Origin of the sequence: Arthrobacter sp. MMS18-M83, from assembly GCF_026683955.1 — a bacterium.
Classification (GTDB): Bacteria; Actinomycetota; Actinomycetes; order Actinomycetales; family Micrococcaceae; genus Arthrobacter.
In genome coordinates, this window is the sequence record NZ_CP113343.1 from 1,751,391 (window position 1) to 1,768,608 (window position 17,218).

Annotated in this window: 16 protein-coding genes; 9 read left to right on the plus strand and 7 right to left on the minus strand. The window is 64.0% G+C overall.

Annotated elements, in window-relative coordinates:
• Nucleotides 1–36: 36 nt before the first annotated feature.
• The 3 genes from OW521_RS08255 to OW521_RS08265 are packed head-to-tail and all read left to right on the plus strand — an operon-like array spanning nucleotide 37 to nucleotide 3,276.
• Nucleotides 37–963: an N-acetylglucosamine kinase gene (locus OW521_RS08255; protein ID WP_268024427.1), complete on the plus strand. Its 927-nt coding sequence runs from the start codon at nucleotides 37–39 to the stop codon at nucleotides 961–963.
• Complete coding sequence (gene murQ / locus OW521_RS08260; protein WP_268024429.1) at nucleotides 947–1,903, plus strand: N-acetylmuramic acid 6-phosphate etherase; 957 nt, start codon at nucleotides 947–949, stop codon at nucleotides 1,901–1,903. The genes OW521_RS08255 and murQ overlap by 17 nt, the downstream gene beginning before the upstream one ends.
• A gap of 20 nt (nucleotides 1,904–1,923) precedes the next feature.
• Nucleotides 1,924–3,276 (plus strand): MFS transporter, encoded by a 1,353-nt coding sequence (locus tag OW521_RS08265; RefSeq protein ID WP_268024431.1) that lies wholly within the window; start codon nucleotides 1,924–1,926, stop codon nucleotides 3,274–3,276.
• Nucleotides 3,277–3,474: 198 nt separating this feature from the next.
• Here the strand turns inward: OW521_RS08265 and purN are convergent, their stop codons facing one another.
• Complete coding sequence (gene purN, locus OW521_RS08270; protein WP_268024433.1) at nucleotides 3,475–4,047, minus strand: phosphoribosylglycinamide formyltransferase; 573 nt, start codon at nucleotides 4,045–4,047, stop codon at nucleotides 3,475–3,477.
• 38 nt (nucleotides 4,048–4,085) lie between these two features.
• Here purN and OW521_RS08275 point away from each other — a divergent pair, with 38 nt between their 5' ends.
• Nucleotides 4,086–4,508: a hypothetical protein gene (locus OW521_RS08275; protein ID WP_268024435.1), complete on the plus strand. Its 423-nt coding sequence runs from the start codon at nucleotides 4,086–4,088 to the stop codon at nucleotides 4,506–4,508.
• Nucleotides 4,509–4,538: 30 nt separating this feature from the next.
• Here the strand turns inward: OW521_RS08275 and OW521_RS08280 are convergent, their stop codons facing one another.
• Nucleotides 4,539–5,870, minus strand: coding sequence for a cell division protein PerM (locus OW521_RS08280; RefSeq protein WP_268024437.1), 1,332 nt, complete (start codon nucleotides 5,868–5,870; stop codon nucleotides 4,539–4,541).
• Nucleotides 5,871–6,213: 343 nt separating this feature from the next.
• Here OW521_RS08280 and OW521_RS08285 point away from each other — a divergent pair, with 343 nt between their 5' ends.
• On the plus strand, nucleotides 6,214–6,678 hold the full coding sequence (locus OW521_RS08285) for a DUF4383 domain-containing protein (protein WP_268024439.1): 465 nt from the start codon (nucleotides 6,214–6,216) through the stop codon (nucleotides 6,676–6,678).
• Nucleotides 6,679–6,834: 156 nt separating this feature from the next.
• On the opposite strand, the gene OW521_RS08290 is transcribed toward OW521_RS08285, so the two are convergent.
• The 4 genes from OW521_RS08290 to OW521_RS08305 all read right to left on the minus strand — a co-directional run bounded on the left by OW521_RS08290 (nucleotide 6,835) and on the right by OW521_RS08305 (nucleotide 10,513).
• A complete protein-coding gene (locus OW521_RS08290; RefSeq protein WP_268024441.1) occupies nucleotides 6,835–7,566 on the minus strand; it encodes a maleylpyruvate isomerase family mycothiol-dependent enzyme in 732 nt (243 codons plus the stop codon).
• Complete coding sequence (locus OW521_RS08295) at nucleotides 7,566–8,396, minus strand: fumarylacetoacetate hydrolase family protein (protein ID WP_268024443.1); 831 nt, start codon at nucleotides 8,394–8,396, stop codon at nucleotides 7,566–7,568. The genes OW521_RS08290 and OW521_RS08295 overlap by 1 nt, the downstream gene beginning before the upstream one ends.
• Nucleotides 8,393–9,541, minus strand: a complete 1,149-nt coding sequence (locus tag OW521_RS08300; protein ID WP_268024445.1) for a cupin domain-containing protein — start codon at nucleotides 9,539–9,541, stop codon at nucleotides 8,393–8,395. Before OW521_RS08300 ends, OW521_RS08295 begins: the two co-directional genes overlap by 4 nt.
• A 171-nt stretch (nucleotides 9,542–9,712) precedes the next feature.
• Nucleotides 9,713–10,513: an IclR family transcriptional regulator gene (locus OW521_RS08305; RefSeq protein WP_268024446.1), complete on the minus strand. Its 801-nt coding sequence runs from the start codon at nucleotides 10,511–10,513 to the stop codon at nucleotides 9,713–9,715.
• A gap of 47 nt (nucleotides 10,514–10,560) precedes the next feature.
• On the opposite strand from OW521_RS08305, the gene OW521_RS08310 reads away from it, so the two are divergent.
• From OW521_RS08310 to OW521_RS08325, 4 genes are all read left to right on the plus strand, one after another.
• On the plus strand, nucleotides 10,561–11,880 hold the full coding sequence (locus OW521_RS08310; protein WP_268024447.1) for an MFS transporter: 1,320 nt from the start codon (nucleotides 10,561–10,563) through the stop codon (nucleotides 11,878–11,880).
• Nucleotides 11,873–13,186 (plus strand): FAD-dependent oxidoreductase, encoded by a 1,314-nt coding sequence (locus OW521_RS08315; RefSeq protein ID WP_268024448.1) that lies wholly within the window; start codon nucleotides 11,873–11,875, stop codon nucleotides 13,184–13,186. Before OW521_RS08310 ends, OW521_RS08315 begins: the two co-directional genes overlap by 8 nt.
• 109 nt (nucleotides 13,187–13,295) lie before the next feature.
• Nucleotides 13,296–14,732, plus strand: coding sequence for a flotillin family protein (locus OW521_RS08320; protein ID WP_268024449.1), 1,437 nt, complete (start codon nucleotides 13,296–13,298; stop codon nucleotides 14,730–14,732).
• Nucleotides 14,733–14,740: 8 nt separating this feature from the next.
• Complete coding sequence (locus OW521_RS08325; protein WP_268024450.1) at nucleotides 14,741–14,986, plus strand: hypothetical protein; 246 nt, start codon at nucleotides 14,741–14,743, stop codon at nucleotides 14,984–14,986.
• A 64-nt stretch (nucleotides 14,987–15,050) separates the two neighbouring features.
• Here the strand turns inward: OW521_RS08325 and OW521_RS08330 are convergent, their stop codons facing one another.
• On the minus strand, nucleotides 15,051–16,943 hold the full coding sequence (locus tag OW521_RS08330; protein WP_268024452.1) for a polysaccharide deacetylase family protein: 1,893 nt from the start codon (nucleotides 16,941–16,943) through the stop codon (nucleotides 15,051–15,053).
• Between the last annotated feature and the right edge of the window lie 275 nt (nucleotides 16,944–17,218).

The window sequence follows — 17,218 nt, forward strand, 5'->3', positions numbered from 1 at the left end:
CGAGACTTGCCGCCGCCCGCAACATAAGGTTGGGCCATGGAATCCGCAGAAGTGATTTTGGTGGCCGACGTCGGCAAGAGCCGCTGCAGGATTGAACTCAGGCAGGGCGACAAGGTCTTGGGCTCAGCAGACCAGCAAGGCTTCCCCGGTTTGGGCATGGACAACGGAGCCCGGTTCGCCTCCGAACTGCTTGCGGACACCGCAGCCATGCTGCCCGGAGGGCTTCCAACTGGTTCCTTGCGGGGAATCGGGGCCGCTGTGGCCGGGGTGGAGGCCTCCGCGGCGAACTCCAAAGAACTCGCCGTCCTGCTTTCCGAACGCTTCAAAGTCCCAGCCGCGGTCCTCTCCGATGCCACTGCGGCCCAGCTCGGCGCCTTGAACGGCGCACCCGGGACAGTGCTGATTGTGGGTACCGGGGCCGTTGCCTTCCGCTTTGACGACGCCGGGACCCTGCACCGCGCCGACGGTTGGGGACCGCTATTGGGCGATCGCGGAAGCGGCCGCTGGATCGGACAGCGGGGCCTGCAGTCCGCACTGCAAGCGCACGACGGCGGACCGGCCACTTCGTTGCTCGACGCGGCCGCGGCACTGGTCGGCTCGCCAGAGCAGCTCCCGGCGTGGCTCGCCGAGTCCGACAACCCGGCCCGGACGATGGCGCGCTTCACGCCCGAGGTGCTGCGTGAAGCGGAGGCGGGGGACGCCGTCGCACGCGACATTGTGGACGAAGCGTGCAGGCTTCTCGTGAACACCGTCTCCCTCGCATCGGGCGAGACCAAGCGGGTGGCCCTTCTTGGCGGCGTCGTGAAATCGAAGTTCTTTGGCGGGCTCTTGCACAACGCGCTCGCGTCGGCTGGGATTGAAGTGGTTGCGGCGCTCGGCGATGGAATGGACGGGGCCGCCCTCGCTGCGAACCGCCGCGGGCTCCTTCAGGAAAGGTACATCCACCGTGACGGAACAATCTGACGCAGCTTCCCTCAGTGGCGAGGGGCTCGCGGAACTCCGCTCCGAGCTCGCAGGCCTGCAGACCGAGGCAGCGTCGCCAGCGCTCAGCGAATTGGACACGATGGGCACGGCTGAGCTCGTCGCAGCCATGAACGAGCAGAACCGCGGGGTCCCGGCCGCCGTCGAACAAGCCAGCGAGCAGATCGCGGCAGTGGTCGACGCCGTAGCGGAACGCCTCGCCCGCGGCGGCCGGCTGCTCTACGTCGGTGCCGGAACGGCCGGGCGGCTCGGAGTATTGGACGCGAGCGAATGCCCACCCACCTTCGGCACTCCCCCAGGACTCGTCGTCGGGATCATCGCGGGCGGCACTCAGGCCATCCAGAAACCGGTGGAATACGCCGAGGACAACGCCACGGCCGGAGCCCGCGACCTGCACGATATCAGCGTGACCGAGGCGGACGCCGTCGTCGGGATTTCGGCTTCGGGACGCACGCCATACGTGATCGGCGCCCTCGAAGAAGCGCGCAGCCGCGGGGCATTCACCGCGTCGCTCGCCTGCAATCATGATTCACCCATCAGCAGGCTGGCGGACGTGGCGATCGACGTGGTGGTCGGTCCCGAGTTCGTTGCCGGTTCGACTCGGCTGAAAGCCGGCACGGCGCAAAAACTCGTCCTCAACATGATCAGCACACTCGCCATGGTCAAGCTCGGCAAGACCTACGGGAACCTCATGGTGGACCTGCGCGCCACCAACAACAAACTGCTCGCGAGGTCCCAGCGGACCATTCAACATGCCACGGGCGTGGACGCGGAGACTGCGATTCGCGCCTTGAATTCTGTGGGTGGTTCCGTCAAGGCGGCCATCCTGGTGGTGCTGACGGGCATCGCTCCCGGGCAAGCGAAGAGTGCTTTGGACGAGGCCGGGGGCTTCCTGCGAAAGGCGATCCAGAACCACGGATAGAGTTTTCCCCAGGAGGGGAAATGAACACGTACACAACCGTCCCGAGCGGCGAGCGGGTAGTCCAGGAGCTTCCGTGGCGGTGGAAGGTCCAGGGCAGGATTTTCCTGATCGGCGGCCTCGGCTTCATGTTCGATGCGTGGGATGTCACCCTCAACGGCATTCTCATTCCGCTGCTTTCCAAACACTGGTCGCTGCAACCTGCCGACGCCGGGTGGATCGGCACCGCCAACCTGATCGGCATGGCCTTGGGCGCCTTCGCCTGGGGCACCATCGCGGACACGATCGGGCGTAAGAAGGCATTCACGGCAACCCTCCTGATCTTCTCCATCTTTACGGTGCTGGGAGCTTTCGCCCCGGACATCGTTTGGTTCTGCATCTTCCGTTTGATGGCCGGTTTCGGGCTTGGCGGCTGCATTCCCGTGGACTATGCCTTGGTGGGTGAATTCACGCCACGGAAGCAGCGTGGCAAGGTACTCACCGCGATGGATGGTTGGTGGCCCGTGGGCGCCGCCCTGTGCGGCTTCATTTCGGCCGGGCTCGTCGCCGCCTTCGCGGACTGGCGCCTGACCATGCTGGTGATGGTCTTGCCTGCCCTCCTGGTCTTCTGGGTCAGGCGGAGCGTGCCGGAATCGCCCCTCTTCCTCATCCGCAAGGGCCGGCGCCAAGAGGCCGCCAACGTCATCGACAGCCTTGTTGCGGCCACAGGCGCCGAACCCCACGCCTACAGCCTGCCCGCACCCCAGGACGCACCGCGCCTCTCGACAGGCAGCGCATGGCAGCAGCTGCGCCGCCTTTGGCAGTTCAATTGGAAGATTACGACGGCGGCCTGGGCCCTGTTTTTCAGCATCCTTCTGGTCTACTACTTGAGCTTGACGTGGATGCCGCGGATTCTGATCGGCGCCGGGTTCGAAGAGTACAAGGCGTTCGTCACGACAGCCGGGATGGCCGCCGTCGGACTCCTGGGCGTGGTGGTTGCTGCGGTGCTCGTGGAGCGGGTAGGCCGCAAGTGGATCCTGGCTATTACCGGTCCGTTGTCGGCATTGACCTTGGTGATCGTTTCATTGGTGGTGGACATTCCCGACGCTGCGGTGTTCTGGTTGCTGGCGTTTGGCTTCGTTGTCCAGGTGGCCATCCCGGTGCTCTATGCCTATGTGTCCGAGCTCTACCCCACCGAGCTGAGGGGCTCAGGCTTCGGCTGGGCGTCCACGTTTTCGCGGATTGGAGCAGGCGTCGGGCCACTCGTGTTCGCGTCGTACTTCTGGCCCGAGTTTGGCCTGGCCACGTCTTTTGCCCTGGCTGGCGGGCTGATCGTTCTGGCTGTGCTGTGGATGGCGTTGTTTGCACCGGAAACCAAGCAGCTCGACCTCGACTGAGCATGCCCCCTGTCCGTGGCTACGGATGGACATAGCAGTAATATGTCCCTCCGCAGCGGCCAACGGTGGACATGTCCCATGGGAACCTGGGCCCAAGTCCATTCCTGGCAGACAACAGTGGGCATGTCCCATGGGAACCTGGGCGCATGTCCATTCCTGGCGGACAACAGTGGGCATGTCCCCCGGAGTGCCCGGGACTTAGACGTGCTTCCCGGCCGCGAGCTCTGCGAGGGTGCGGACCAGGAGCCTGCGCTCCACCACCTTGATGCGTTCGTGCAAGGTGTCTTCGGTGTCGTCCGGGGCGATTTCGACTGCTTCCTGGGCGATGATGGGCCCGGTGTCCACGCCGGCGTCGGCCCAGTGGACAGTGCAGCCCGTGACCTTCACCCCGTAGGTCATGGCATCGCGGACTCCGTGGGCGCCGGGGAAGGCGGGCAGCAGTGCGGGGTGCGTGTTGAGGTACTTGCCGTCGAAGGCATCGATGAATTCCGGGCTGACAATCCGCATGAACCCCGAGGAAACCACCACGTCCGGGTTGTACGAGGCAACAGCCTTGGTGAGCGCGGCGTTCCAGTCTGCCCGGTCTGCGTAATCCTTGAAGTCCACCACGAAGGTCTCCAGTCCGGCCTCCGCGGAACGTTCCACACCGTAGGTACCCGGCCGGTCGGCACCAACTGCTGCAATCTCAACGTCAAGATCGCCTGCCTTCACGGCATCGATAACTGCTTGGAGATTGGAACCGGTGCCGGAGACGAGGACAACAATGCGCATTGCACTAGCTTATGGGTGGCTCGCGTAGGCTGGAAAACATGAATTCCGGCGTTGGACCCAGCCCTCAGCAGCATCCACAGAGCGAGGCTGCCAAGTCAGCGCTTGCAGTTACGCAAACGCTTTTCAGGTCATTCCTGCTAACGGTGCTCGGCGCCGTCTTCGTCTACATCCTGAACATCAGCTACGTCTGGCTCAGTGGCATCCTCACGGTCATCGCGGGGGTACTTGGGGTGGTGGTCCTCGTCCGGACCATCAGGTTCAAGCAGCCCCGACTGATACTGCTCGGCACCGTCTCCGGGCTGGTAGTCACGGCCATTATGTGCCTGCTGGTTCTGACGGCTGTCGTCTTTTTCCAACAGATCCGCGCATTGCAGGACTGCGCGCGGACCGCGCTGACCATCCAAGCCCAAGACTCCTGCCAGGTGGACTTCAAGAAGTCGGTTCCTTCCGGGCTGCGCTAGCCCGGCGCAAGCCAGGGCGAGCCGGGCAGCTTAGCTGTGGTCGCCGTCGTACACGGAAGCGTCAAGGTCCGCCTCGCGGAGTTTCTGCCGCCGTTCCAGCCATGGCCCCACCGAATAGCCGATCACGACGCCGATCGCTACTTCCGCGGCGATCCAAACGGCCGTCCATAGCGGATCCGGGCCGATCTCGGTGAGGCGTCCGATTCCGGCGGAACCGCGCGCCAACCAGGCCAGTCCCCCGGCGAAGGCTCCGGCGACAGCTCCGACGAGCGCGCCCAGGAACAGCGTGGAAACAGGCGCCGTGAACCAACGTGCTTTGATCTTGATGGAGAGCCATTCGTCGAAATGGTTCTCCCCCTCGCGCAGGAACCACCAGCCTGCCAGCAGACCGGCGAGCACCGGGAGGCCCAGGGCCGCTGCCCCAAGGTCGATGTGCCCGGTGGGCAACGCGCCGAAGATCGGGATAGCAGGCAGGGGCCCGACGGCGGTACCCAGAGGACCGGCGTGTGAGCCGACGCCGAGGGAGAACCCAGCGCCGGAGGACCAAGCCAAGGTGAACACCGCAAGATTGGGCAGGTAGCCGAGCTGGGCGATGGTCAAAACGCCGCCGCCCAGAGCACCGGCTTTCAGGCCCTCGTACACGGCGATGATGTCCGTCCAGTGCGCCACAAGGACGACGGCGAGCAGCAGGGCAGCAAGTGTGAGTGCCGCCATGATCGCCACGAACCCGGCCTTGATGGCTGAGCCAAAATAGGACCCGGCCCATCGGGAATGTTGGCTGGTGCGCGCGAGCCAATCCACCGCGTCGACGCCAATCAGTCTGCTCCAGGAGCCGGACTCCCGCCGGGCACCAACCACCATGCCCAGGCCGAACGGAATAAGCGGTATGAACGCGGCGAACCAGATGTTGATGACCACGTCCTGGGTGCGGCAGATGAAGCCAGTGGCCGCGCCGAATGCCCCGTAGACAAGCAGCGCACCGAAGAACGCTTGCCAAAGCTGGTCCGTGTAAGACGCCCTGGCCAAGCGGCGCCCCGCGCGCCACGCAAGGAGGAAGGGCACCAGGGTCAGCCCGAGCGGGATAAGGGACAGCATCCCGGAGCCGGGCAGTCCCGCGGTACCTAGGTTCACCGTGGCAAGCTGCAAAGGCACGCCCTGAACCAGCAGCCAGGTTTGGCCGGCCAATCGCGCCAGGAAGTCGATACTGCGGTTCTGGAATCCGTCAGTTGCCCAGACGGCGACGAGCGGCAGGACCACCACGAACGCCGAGATGATGGCGGCCTGGGCCGACTCAAGGGCACCCTGGAGCCACAAGGGCATGGGCAGGCCACGGTTACCGGTCTGATCAGCGCGCAGTTTCATTGTGTCCTATCGTGCCACGGTGTGCCTCGCTCCCCCGGCAGGCACCCGCAGATCCCTCCAAACCTTCAACGCTCGCTCACCTGTGACGCCCTCCCGGCCGACCCTCGCTCACCTATGACGCCCGAAAGCCAGACGCTCCTGCACATCCACCGTCCCGCCGTCGTACATGTGCAGGAGGGTCGCCCGAAAACCCCACAGAAGTGAGCGGGCGTCGGGGAAGAACGCCCCAAAGGTGAGCGAGCGTCGCGGCTGTTCAAGGAGCCGCGTGCCCGCCGTTCCAGGCGCTTTTTAGATAAAGCAGACGTAAAATTGGAGTGTTCGCAATAGGTGGATGGAGGGCATAATGACTACCGCAACCCCACATGCACACGGTGTTCACTTCGGACGCGCGGACGTTCAGAACATCGGCATGGGTGTAGGTATTCTGATGGCGCTGGTGGGCCTTCTCGGATTCATCCCGGGCATCACCATGCGGTACGGGGAATTGCAGTTCTTCGGGCCAAATTCGCACGCAATGCTCCTGGGTGTGTTCCAAGTGTCCCTGCTGCTCAACATTGTGCAGCTCGCCATCGGTGGAACCAGCTGGGCGATGTCCCGCTCGGGCGGCCATAGCGCACGCAATATCCTGATGAGCTTCGGTGCCTTGTACATCGTGCTCAGTGTGTACGGACTGAGTGTCGGGGTTGATTCGGCGGCCAACTTCCTGTCGCTGAACGCTCTCGACAACTGGACGTTCATGGTCCTGGGCATTCTGATGGCCGCCGCTGGCTGGATGTTTTCACGGCATCTGGCTGACGACGCAAAATAGGCCTATTCACAAGCCCGGATTGAGTTAGCCCGGGATTACAGGAGCCGCCAATGGGTAGCATCTACAGTTAAATCTGAATAGTCATACAAGCGGTTGGTGCAGTTCTTCCGGTGAAGAAGCCGGGAGCTGTGCCAACCTTCTTTGTGCCCGACGCCGTCAGATCCACTTGGGTGCCGCAGGCACCGGCCCGGCGCCCGCGTTCACGCCGCCGTTCCCGCGCCCGGTGGCCCATTGCGCGACGCCGGCGAGAGGCCCGGAGACCACGACGGCGGCCTCCGGGTCCCCGAAGACGAGGTCCGTGCCCGTGACAGTGACCAAGAGCCCCTTGTCGGTGCCGCGGGTGGACCATGCAGCGGTGATATCGCGAAGCAACCGTTCCAGGACAGACGCCGGGATGTCCGCAAAGCTCGCCCCGTTGTCCAGGTCCACGGCATGCACCCAGACTTCGCGGGTGCGCATCCAGACGGTCTCGGATGCCGGAACGATGCGGCCTTGGGCGGTGCGGACTTCGTGACTCCAGGCGTCCTCGGGCAGGTCGCGCCATTCCACGCTCAGGTGCACGGCGGAGTGCTCGAAGAGGTTCCGCAACGCTATGGGAGACAGGGTGGCGCCGAAGTTGATCTCCTCATCCCGCACCGAGACAGAGGGATACATGGGAGTCTCCACGCCGGTCCCGGCCCACTCGACCAGGCGTGCGATGGCCCGGGCGTTGTAGCCCACGTGTGCTACAACGTGACGCCGGCTCCACGCCGGCAGCAGCGAACCGCCGTCGAGCTCCGCGTCGGAGAGTTCGTTGAGCTTCCGGGCGAAGAACGCGGTCCCCCGGCGGGCCTGCAGCAGTTGTTCCTGCAGGCCCGGATCGGTGGTGAGGTCCTGGCGGGCAACCATCAGGCTTCCTTGACTACGCGGTTCGTCAGCTGGCCCAGGCCTTCAATGGTGGTGACCAGGACCTGGCCTTCCTGCAGGTAGCGCTTCGGGTTCTGGGCGTGGCCCACCCCGCCGGGCGTACCGGTAGCGATGACGTCGCCCGGGTTCAGCGTGATGATGGTCGAGATATAGGACACGAGGAATTCCGGAGTGAACACGAGGTCCCCGGTGGGGGTCTGCTGCTGGATCTCGCCGTCCACTGCGGAGGTCATCAGCGGGCCGACGGTGAACTCGTCCTTTGTGACCAGTGCCGGTCCGAACGGGGTGGACTTCTCCCAGGTCTTGCCTTGCAGCCACTGGACGGTGCGGAATTGGTAGTCGCGCATGCTGATGTCGTTGAGCACCGAGTACCCGGCGATGTGGTCCGCCGCGTCGGCTTCGCTGATGCGCCGGCCTTTCTTGCCGATCACGACGGCGAGCTCGGCCTCCCAGTCAACCGTGTCCGATTCCTGCGGCAGCGCCAGATCGTCGTTGGGACCGATCAGCGATTCCTGGTACTTCGCGAACAGGGTGGGGTATTCCGGGATGTCCCGGCCCATCTCCTTGATGTGGTTGCGGTAGTTGTGCCCGACGCAGATGATCTTCCCCGGTGAGGGCACGACGGCGGCGAGGTCCGCGCGGTCGTACGCGTGCGTTGCGCCGTTGGCCGCCTCTGCGATGGCCGCCCAGTCGGGGTCCTGCAGGAGGGCGCCGACGTCGGAGAAGCCGGGAATCTCGGTCAGGGTGTCGCCGTCCTGGCGGACGGCCACGGTACCTTTGCCGGCGCTGGTGCGGAGGGTGAGGAGTCTCATTTGTTGCGTCCTTCGATGTACGTGCGGTTGAAGTTCAGTCGTTCGAAAATGGGGGCATCGCTGAAGCGGAAGAGGTCGAACCCGCTCTCAGCCTCAAGGGACCACAAGGCCCAGGACGGGACCACGAACAGGTCGCCTTTCGCAAGGATCTTCGTCTCCCCGTCCAGCATCACAGTGCCGGTGCCTTCGAAAACCTGCCACACGCTGGAGCCGACCTCGCGCAACGGCTCGGTGGAGGCGCCGGCGCGCAGGCGATGGAATTCCGCCCGGATGGTCGGCATCACGTCCCCGCCGGTGGTCGGGTTGGTGTAGCGAACGGCGGCGTGGCCCTGGGACACCGTGGCGGGGTGGCCTTCATCCTCGAGAAGCAACTGTTCGCGGAGGGCGGCGTCGGTGTGCTCCCAACGGTAGGCCGCGATCGGGGAATTCACCGTGTCCTGCAGTCCCGAGAGCGGTCGTAGGCCCGGGTGGGCCCAGAGGCGCTCGGAACGTGAGATGTCCGGGGTGGCCTCGTCCGTGACGCGCTCGGTGCCGAACTCGAAGAACCCGGCGTCCGCGTAATGCACGAACGGGATGTCCAGTCCGTCGATCCACGCCATCGGCTGATCGGTGTCGTTGTGGTGGCCGTGGAAGTTCCAGCCCGGGGTCAGCAGGAAATCGCCGCGGCGCATCGCCACCGGATCCCCGTTCACCACGGTCCAGACGCCTTCGCCCTCGACGACGAAGCGGAACGCGTTCTGCGAGTGACGGTGCTCCGGGGCTGTTTCATGTGCGCCCAGATACTGGATGGCAGCCCAAAGAGTAGGCGTGGCATAAGGGGTACCAGCAAGGCCCGGGTTGGCCAGCGCGATGGCACGGCGTTCCCCGCCACGGCCCACGGGCACCAGGTCACCGGCACGGGCGGCCAGCGGGTACAAGTCGTTCCAACGCCAAACATGCGGCACGGCCTTCGGGGACGGCACCATCGGCATGAGATCAGCGATCTCGGTCCACAGCGGGATCAGGTTCCCGGCTTCGAAGTCCCGGTACAACTGCGCCAGCTGGGCAGCTTCCTCCGGCGTCGGCTCCGGAACCGCGTGCGCTGTGCCAACGGAATGATCAGTGGCAACAGATTCGTGCGTTGTGCTATCAGCGCTGATGGACACAGTGGGCCTCCTCGGGAGTACGGAACGGTTTAGGCGTACTCCCGACCCTAGAGAGACCGCGGAGTGATCTCCAACATATTCTGCTAGCCAGAATCTGTTGGCCCAACTAACTGGCAGTAGGTGTCGTTATAGGCGCTCAAAACGACAACAACTGCGAGTCAGTCGGGTGGGCTACGGCTGGGGCTCCGCCGGATTGGCTGCAATGTCGATCTCCAATTGGCGTTGCGTTTCCCGCATGATGCCCACGAGTCCAGCATCGAAGAGCTTGCGGAACCTTGCCACAGGCGTCGCCACGCTCAGCGCACCTACCGCGACGCCGTCCTTGTTGTGAAGGGCCACTCCCAGGGCGCTGATCCCTTCCTCGGTGCCCTCGAAGTTGGCTGCAAACCCGTTGCTCCGAATGGTCTCCAGCTCGCGGAGAAAGGCTGGATATTCCGCGTCGGAAATGCTGTCCCCGCCGATTTCCGCATTGTGGCTGCGGAACAATTGCTCAATCATGGCGGGCTCCAGCTCGGCCAGCAGCGCCTTGCCTCCCGAGGCCTTGTTGGCCGGCAGCACGGTTCCTTGCCTATCGCCCACGCGTAAGGCGTTGGTGCCCTCAACCGTGGCAAGGAACCTGACCTTGGTCCCCACCCGAACCATGAGATTAACTGTCTCGTTGATCCGCCCGCTCAGGAGTTCCATGTGCGGCTGCGCCACCGTGCGCAACAGACGGGTCCAACTGAGTCCGGCCGGACCAACTCCCATGGCCGGTCCAGGCACGTACCTACGGGTCTCGTCCTGGACGGCGAACCCCCGGTACACCAGCATGGCCAGCAGCCGGTGGGCGGTGGAGGGGGCAACACCCAACTCCTCAGCCGCATCCTTCAGCCGGAGGCTACCGCCGTCGCGCAAGAGCTGGAGGAGTTGCAGGGCGTTGTCCACGGCCTCAATGGAATAGGCCGGCTTCTTACGGGCTGGAAGATTCTGCACCACAGAATTCTATTGGGCTGCGCCGACGGCGGCCACACAGTGGTGGGATGAATCACACACCTTCCGCTGCAGCGCCGGAGCGGACCCAACAAGGCGTTCACCACTCCGCTGAGGCCTCCCCCAAGGCCTCCACCCGATTCTCCAAACGTTCCGCAGCCGCAGTCCTCGTCTGCTGGTTGCTGGTGGTTTTCGACGGTTATGACCTCATCGTCTACGGCACCGTGCAGGGCTCCCTCATCACGGAGACAGGCTGGGGGCTCACCAAAGCCACCGCCGGAACGCTTGGCTCCATGGCGTTCCTGGGCATGATGATCGGAGCGATCTTCGCCGGCAGGATGTCGGACAGTTGGGGCCGCCGCCGCACCATCATCTCTTGCGCCGCACTGTTTTCAATCTTCACCATCCTGTGCGCCTTCGCCCCGAACGCGGCAGTTTTCGGGGGCCTGCGCTTGCTGGCCGGCATTGGCCTCGGTGGACTGGTTCCCTCGGCAAACGCCCTGGTTGCCGAACTGGTCCCCGCCAAGTGGCGCTCCACGATTGCCACGTTGATGATGTCCGGCGTCCCGATCGGCGGTTCGATTGCCGCGTTGGCAGGCATTCCGCTGATTCCCGCTTTCGGCTGGCCGGTCATGTTCCTGGTGGCCGCCGTCGCACTGCTTGTGGTGGTGCCGCTGGGCATGCGCTTCCTGCCAGAGACGCTGCCGCCCGCAAAGAGCATGAAGCAGACGGAGTCCGTGGGCTTCAGGTCCCTGCTCCTGGCTCCGTATCTCGGGATGAGCCTCCTCTTCGCGATCTCCACGCTGGTGACGCTCTTTGCTTGGTATGGCCTCGGAACGTGGCTGCCGAACCTCATGCAACTGGCCGGCTACAACCTTGGATCGGCACTGACGTTCGCCTTGGCACTCAACCTCGGTGCCGTCGTCGGCTCGGTGGCCACCGCTTGGGCGGGCACCCGCTTCGGTCCAATCCCGACGGCGATAGCGGCAGCCGCCGTCGCCGCCGTCGCGCTCGGGGTACTGGTGGCGGGCCCGCCGGTGGGGCTCGTCTACGTCATGTTGGTGCTGGCCGGTGTCGGCACCCATGGGACCCAGTGCCTCATCATCGCAGCGGTGGCCAGCCACTACCCCGCGCATTTGCGGGGCACAGCGCTGGGTTGGGCCCTCGGCGTCGGCCGCATTGGCGCGGTCGCCGCACCGCAAGCCGGCGGACTGCTCTTGGCGGCTGGCCTGGGCGTCAACTCAAACTTCCTGGCGTTTGCCGGGGCCGCCGCCGTCGCAGCGGTCCTGCTCGGCGCCATCGGCAGCAAAATCAAGACCGCGAAAACCGAATCCAAAAACACCACCCCTGTAGGAGCTAGCAATGTCTGACCGCAAACCGTCCACTGAAGTACTCGTCGTCGGCGGAGGGATGGCCGGCCTCGCCGGGGCCTTGGCCCTCCGCGCGAACGGTGCCGAGGTGACGTTGGTTGAGCGGGCCCCCGAATTCGGCGAGGTCGGAGCCGGCCTGCAGATGGCCCCCAACGCCTCCCGCGTCCTGAAGCGTTGGGGCCTCCTGGAGAAGGCGCTGGAAATTGGCGTCCGGCCGAAGCACCTGGTGTTCCGCGACGCGCTCACCGGCGAGGAACTGACTCGCCAGACCCTGGGCGGCGACTTCGAGGAACGGTACGGCGCTCCGTATGTAGTGATCCACCGCAGTGACCTCCACCGAATCCTCCTGGAAGCCTGCCAGGAGGCCGGCGTCCGGTTGGTGAACGACGTCGTCGTCGAGAGGGTTGAGACCGTGAACGCTCGGGGCGTGGCACACACGGCGAGCGGCGACGTCTACGAGGCCGACGTCGTGATCGGCGCGGACGGCCTCAAGTCGACGCTCCGCTCCGCCGTCGCGCATGACGGCCCGGTGTCGTCGTCGTACGTTGCCTATCGGGGAACGGTGCCCATTACAGCGGAAACCCCGGCGGCCGACCTTGAGGACGTGATCGTCTACCTCGGGCCGGACTGCCACCTCGTGCAGTACCCGCTGCGCAAGGGCGAACTGTTGAACACGGTGGCTGTATTCAAGTCGCCGTCGTTCGAGCGCGGAGAAGAACAATACGGCGGCGTGGACGAACTTCAGGCCGCCTACAAGGACTGCGTCCCCGCGGTCCAGGCGGCCCTGCGGAACCTTGGGACAAGCATCCGCTGGCCCATGTACGATCGCGATCCCATCGAGAATTGGATCGACGGCCGCTTGGTGCTGATGGGCGACGCCGCCCACCCGATGCTCCAGTATTTGGCCCAGGGAGCTTGCCAGGCGCTTGAGGACGCCGCGGTGCTCCAGGACTCAACCGTCGGTTCCGTGTTTGCCGACGACGGCGTGGACACCGCTGCTTGGGACCGGGCCATCAAGCAATTCAACGCAGCCCGGACGGCCCGCACGGCCCGCGTCCAGCGCACGGCGCGCGTGTGGGGCGAGTCCTGGCACGTGTCCGGCGTCGCACGGGTCTTGCGGAACCTGCTGTTCAAGAGCCGCAAGGACGGCGACTTCCAGTACAACGACTGGCTTTACGGACAAGCCGCCGACGGCGTCCCGGCGGTCCCGGCGGAGGCTGCGGCGGGTGCCGCAACAGCTCCCGCTAGGGAGGTCCGCGCTCGGCATGAGGCGAGGACTGAATCGCTGGCGGGAACGAGCGCCTAGGAGCATCCGTTGTGTCAAATGTAGGCAAACAAATTGCTGGACTACTGGAGCGGACCAAAGCAGACTGACTACACGAGCCGCTTGAGTGCTTGCCGTTGAAAGGACAGTCATGTTCGACCTCGTTGCTTATCTCCCCATTCTTGTCACCGTATTGGGGGTAGTCGTCGCCGTTGCCGTCATTAGGCTGCTCATCACATTGATGTGGAAGGTGGCTGAACCAAACGAGGCATTAATCATTTCCGGTCTGACCCGCGGAAGTTTGGACACCCGGGACGGAATGGACTTCAAAATTGTCACCGGCAAGGGTGCCTTGGTGGTTCCCGGGCTCCAAACGGTGAGGACTTTGTCGCTGACCCTGAATGAAACAGAACTCCAGGTCAACTGCGTGACCTCGCAAGGCATCCAGGTGATTGTGGAGGGCGTGGTCATTTACAAAATTGGTGACGCCGCGCCATTCATTGCGAACGCCGCGAGGAGGTTTCTCGGCCAGCAACCCAAAATGGAAAGCCAGGTCTACAACGTTTTTGAAGGACACCTGCGCTCGATCATTGGCAGCATGACCATGGAAGAGATCATCCGCGAGCGGGACAAACTCGCTTCTTTGGTCCGCAGTGCCAGTGGTATTGAAATGGAAAAGCTTGGCCTGGTAGTTGATTCCCTGCAAATAAAGGACCTTCAGGATCCCACGGGCTACATCCAGAACCTGGCCAAGCCGCATATTGCCCAGGTCAAAATGGAGGCCCGCATAGCCGAAGCCACCAGGAACCGCGAGGCGGCTGAGAAGGAAGCTGAGGCAGCTGCCCAGATTGCCGACGCCCAGAGCATCTCGGCGATCAAGCAATCGGCGGCTCAAGCCAACGCCGAGACTGCTCGGGCCAACGCAGCCCAGGCCGGTCCGTTGGCCGATGCCACGGCGCGCCAGCAGGTGGTGGTCCAGGAAACCGAGGTGGCCAAACTGGAGGCGGACCGCGAGGAGCAAAAGCTCCAGACGTCCATCCGCAAGCCCGCGGATGCCAAGGCCTACGCCCAGCGCACCGAGGCAGAAGCCCAGAAGGCCGCGGACATCAGCGCGTCCGAGGCGCGGGCACGGCGGACGGAACTCGAAGCGCAGGCGAACGCCCGCAAGGTGGAAGTGGAGGCGCAGGCCAACGCCACGGCGGCGGCGGCGATTGCGGGAGCCACAAAGATCACTGGCGAGGCCGAAGCGGCAGCCACCAAGGCCCGCGGTGATGCGGCGGCTTCCGCTATCAAGGCCAAGTCCTTGGCAGAGGCGGACGGCATCAAGGCCCGCGCTGAGGCGCTCGGAACCAACCAAGAGGCGGTTATCTCCCAGCAACTAGCGGAGAACATGCCTGCGATCGTGGCAGCCGCGGCTGAACCCTTTGCCCATGTGGGGCAACTGACGGTCCTCAACGGCGGCGAAGGGCTCAACAGCATGGTGGGTGGGATCCTGTCCCAGGTGGGCAACTTCCTGCCATCCATCACAGCTGCCCTCAAGAACGGCCAAGTACCTCCCAAACGGCCTACCAAAGCCCCTGATGCATAGCGAAACCGATGCACAAAGAGGTTGATCGGAGCCTGACCGGCAAGATCGGGAGGGTCACGGGGCGAATCGGGCCGGGCACCGTGGGGGAAGTGATGCTGCCGTTCCATGGCGGCACAAGCGCCTTCCACGCGCATCCCTTCGATAAGACCAGTGTTTTCAACGTCGGCGATGAGGTGCTCGTCATCTACTACGAGCCACCCGGGACAGTATTCGTTGACGAGCTGCCAGACGTACTGCGGGCGGGCAAGAAATAGCTGAGGGCGGCTAAATGGATAGCCGCCCTCAGCGTTGGTCTCAGTTGCTCAGTTGCTTAATTGCTCACCCCAGCGGCGGGGCCCCCACGCTGTCATACATCGCGTAGTCGTCCGTGATGAGTGTTCCGTTGTTGAACAGGCTCAGCCCGAAACTGATGGCAGTGGCCCCTGCGGGGAGTGCCGGCGTCGTGAGGCTCGCCTGCGTGTAGGTGCCCGCGGCCGGCAGCCACGGTCCGGAGGTCCAGTACACCCAGGTGCCGGAGGCGTCGCGGTAGTACAACGCGAACTGCGTGACAGCAGTTGACGTGTACCACGCCCGAAGCGAATAGGTGTGCCCCGCTACAGCCGCAGGTGCGCAGGTACTGGAGTCCAGGGTCGGAAGCAGCTTCGCATCACCACTTGAGTACCCCGTGATGGTGAGCTTCTCCGCTTTGGTGCCCGTGTGGGCAGTAGTTGTGCCAGTCAAAGTGCTGAACACGGCCGTGTTGGTGCCGTATCCACCGGCCTGCCAGCATTGCGGGAACGCGCCCGCGCCCGCGGTTTCAAGGCTGGGGTTTTGCACGAGGTTGGACCCGGCTGGCGGTGGCGGCGGAGGCGGTGGCGGGTTGCCGACGTCGAACATCTCGTAGTCGTCAGTGGTCAGCGTGCCGTTGCTGAACAGGTTCAGTCCGAAGCTGATGCCGCTGGCGCCCGCCGGAAGGGCCGGAGTGGTCCAGGTGGCCTTCTGGTAGGTAGTTGCGGCGGCGAACCATGGGCTGGAGGTCCAGTACGTCCAGGAACCGAGTCCAGTGCGGTAATACAGCTCGAACTGGGTATTGGTGGTGGATTTATACCAAGCGCCCAGTGTGTAAGTGTGTCCCGGAGTGGCCGTTGGAGAACAACCTCCCAGGTCCAGGGTCGGCAACAGTTTCGCGTCGCCGTCTACGTAATTGCTGACCACCAACTGTTCGGCAACCTTACCTGTGTGTGCCTGCCTGACGACGGAGAAGGCAGGCGTGTTCGTGCCGTAGCCTGCGGCTGCCCAACACTGCGGAGCGCCGTTCACCAGGGTTTCGAGACTCGGGTTCTTGACCAGGTTTCCAGTGCCTTGTGGCGGGGCCGGCGGTCCGGAGACCAGCGGTTTGACCGTTCCGCCAATCACCTGGGCCACCGTCTTGACGCTTGTGGTTGCAGGGCGGGCCTTGAGCCACGTGGCGAACTGGTTGAACAAGGTGGGTGTGATGTTCAGGGGATCTTTGCTGGTGGAGGAAATGTGGTGGAACGTCAATTGCACCCATCCGCCTGCGGGCTCGGCCTGCGTGACAGATTTTTGCAGGTCGGCCAGGGTCCAGGTGTTGTCCACTTCATCCGGAGCGGCGGTGTTGTACGGGTTTGCCGGCGGTATGGTTTCCGCGAGGGGGCAACCGGCGCAGCTGAACCGTGTCTTGATGTCACCGAGATTGCGCGCACTGTTGAAGCCGCAGTTCTTGACTATGGTCTCAAGAGATGCGTTTTCGGCGGCAAAGGGATAGGCGAAGTCCGTGATTGTGAATCCCCAATTGCTGAGGTTGACTCTGTCATTGCAGATCTGGCGAGTGGCCTCGTCCGACGTCACGGTGGTGAGATCGGGGTGGGTGACAGTGTGGCCGGCAATCTCGTTGCCGTTCGCCACCAGGCCTTGCATGTCCGCCACGGTCATGTAACCAGGGTTGTTAACGAATCCGGATGGAGTGTAGAAGGTACCCACAAGTCCCAGGCTCTGCAGGGTCTGCGCGGCGGTGAGTTGATCGGCATTTGCATCGTCAAAGGTCAGGGTTACCACTGTGGGATTTGCAGCCAAAGCCGCGGGTGCGCTGACACCGGCGGTGAACCCGGCACAAGCAAGCACCACCACAACGGTGGAGAACCACGTAAACCACTTGCCGCGGATCGTTCCTCCGAAGGTCCAGTGCTGGTCAGTACGGTTGAAGAGTTTCATAGGGTCTGGCTCGATTCTTAGGCAGCGGCCTGGCCGGACATACGGGCGGCGCAGGGTGATCACACCCGGCGCTGTTCAGCGCGTGAGGATGCGCCGCCCAGTCGGCGCGCTCTGGCCGAAACACCCCGGTGCCCGGGACAGGCCCCAGTCATTGCCACGAGGTTCATTACAGTTTTCACCGTAAATCGGGCTCATAGTGGGGAATAAGAGTATGTTCTACCCGTCTTTCAGCTCCGTAATTACTTAGATTGGCGCATTTTCCGTCGCTCAGGACC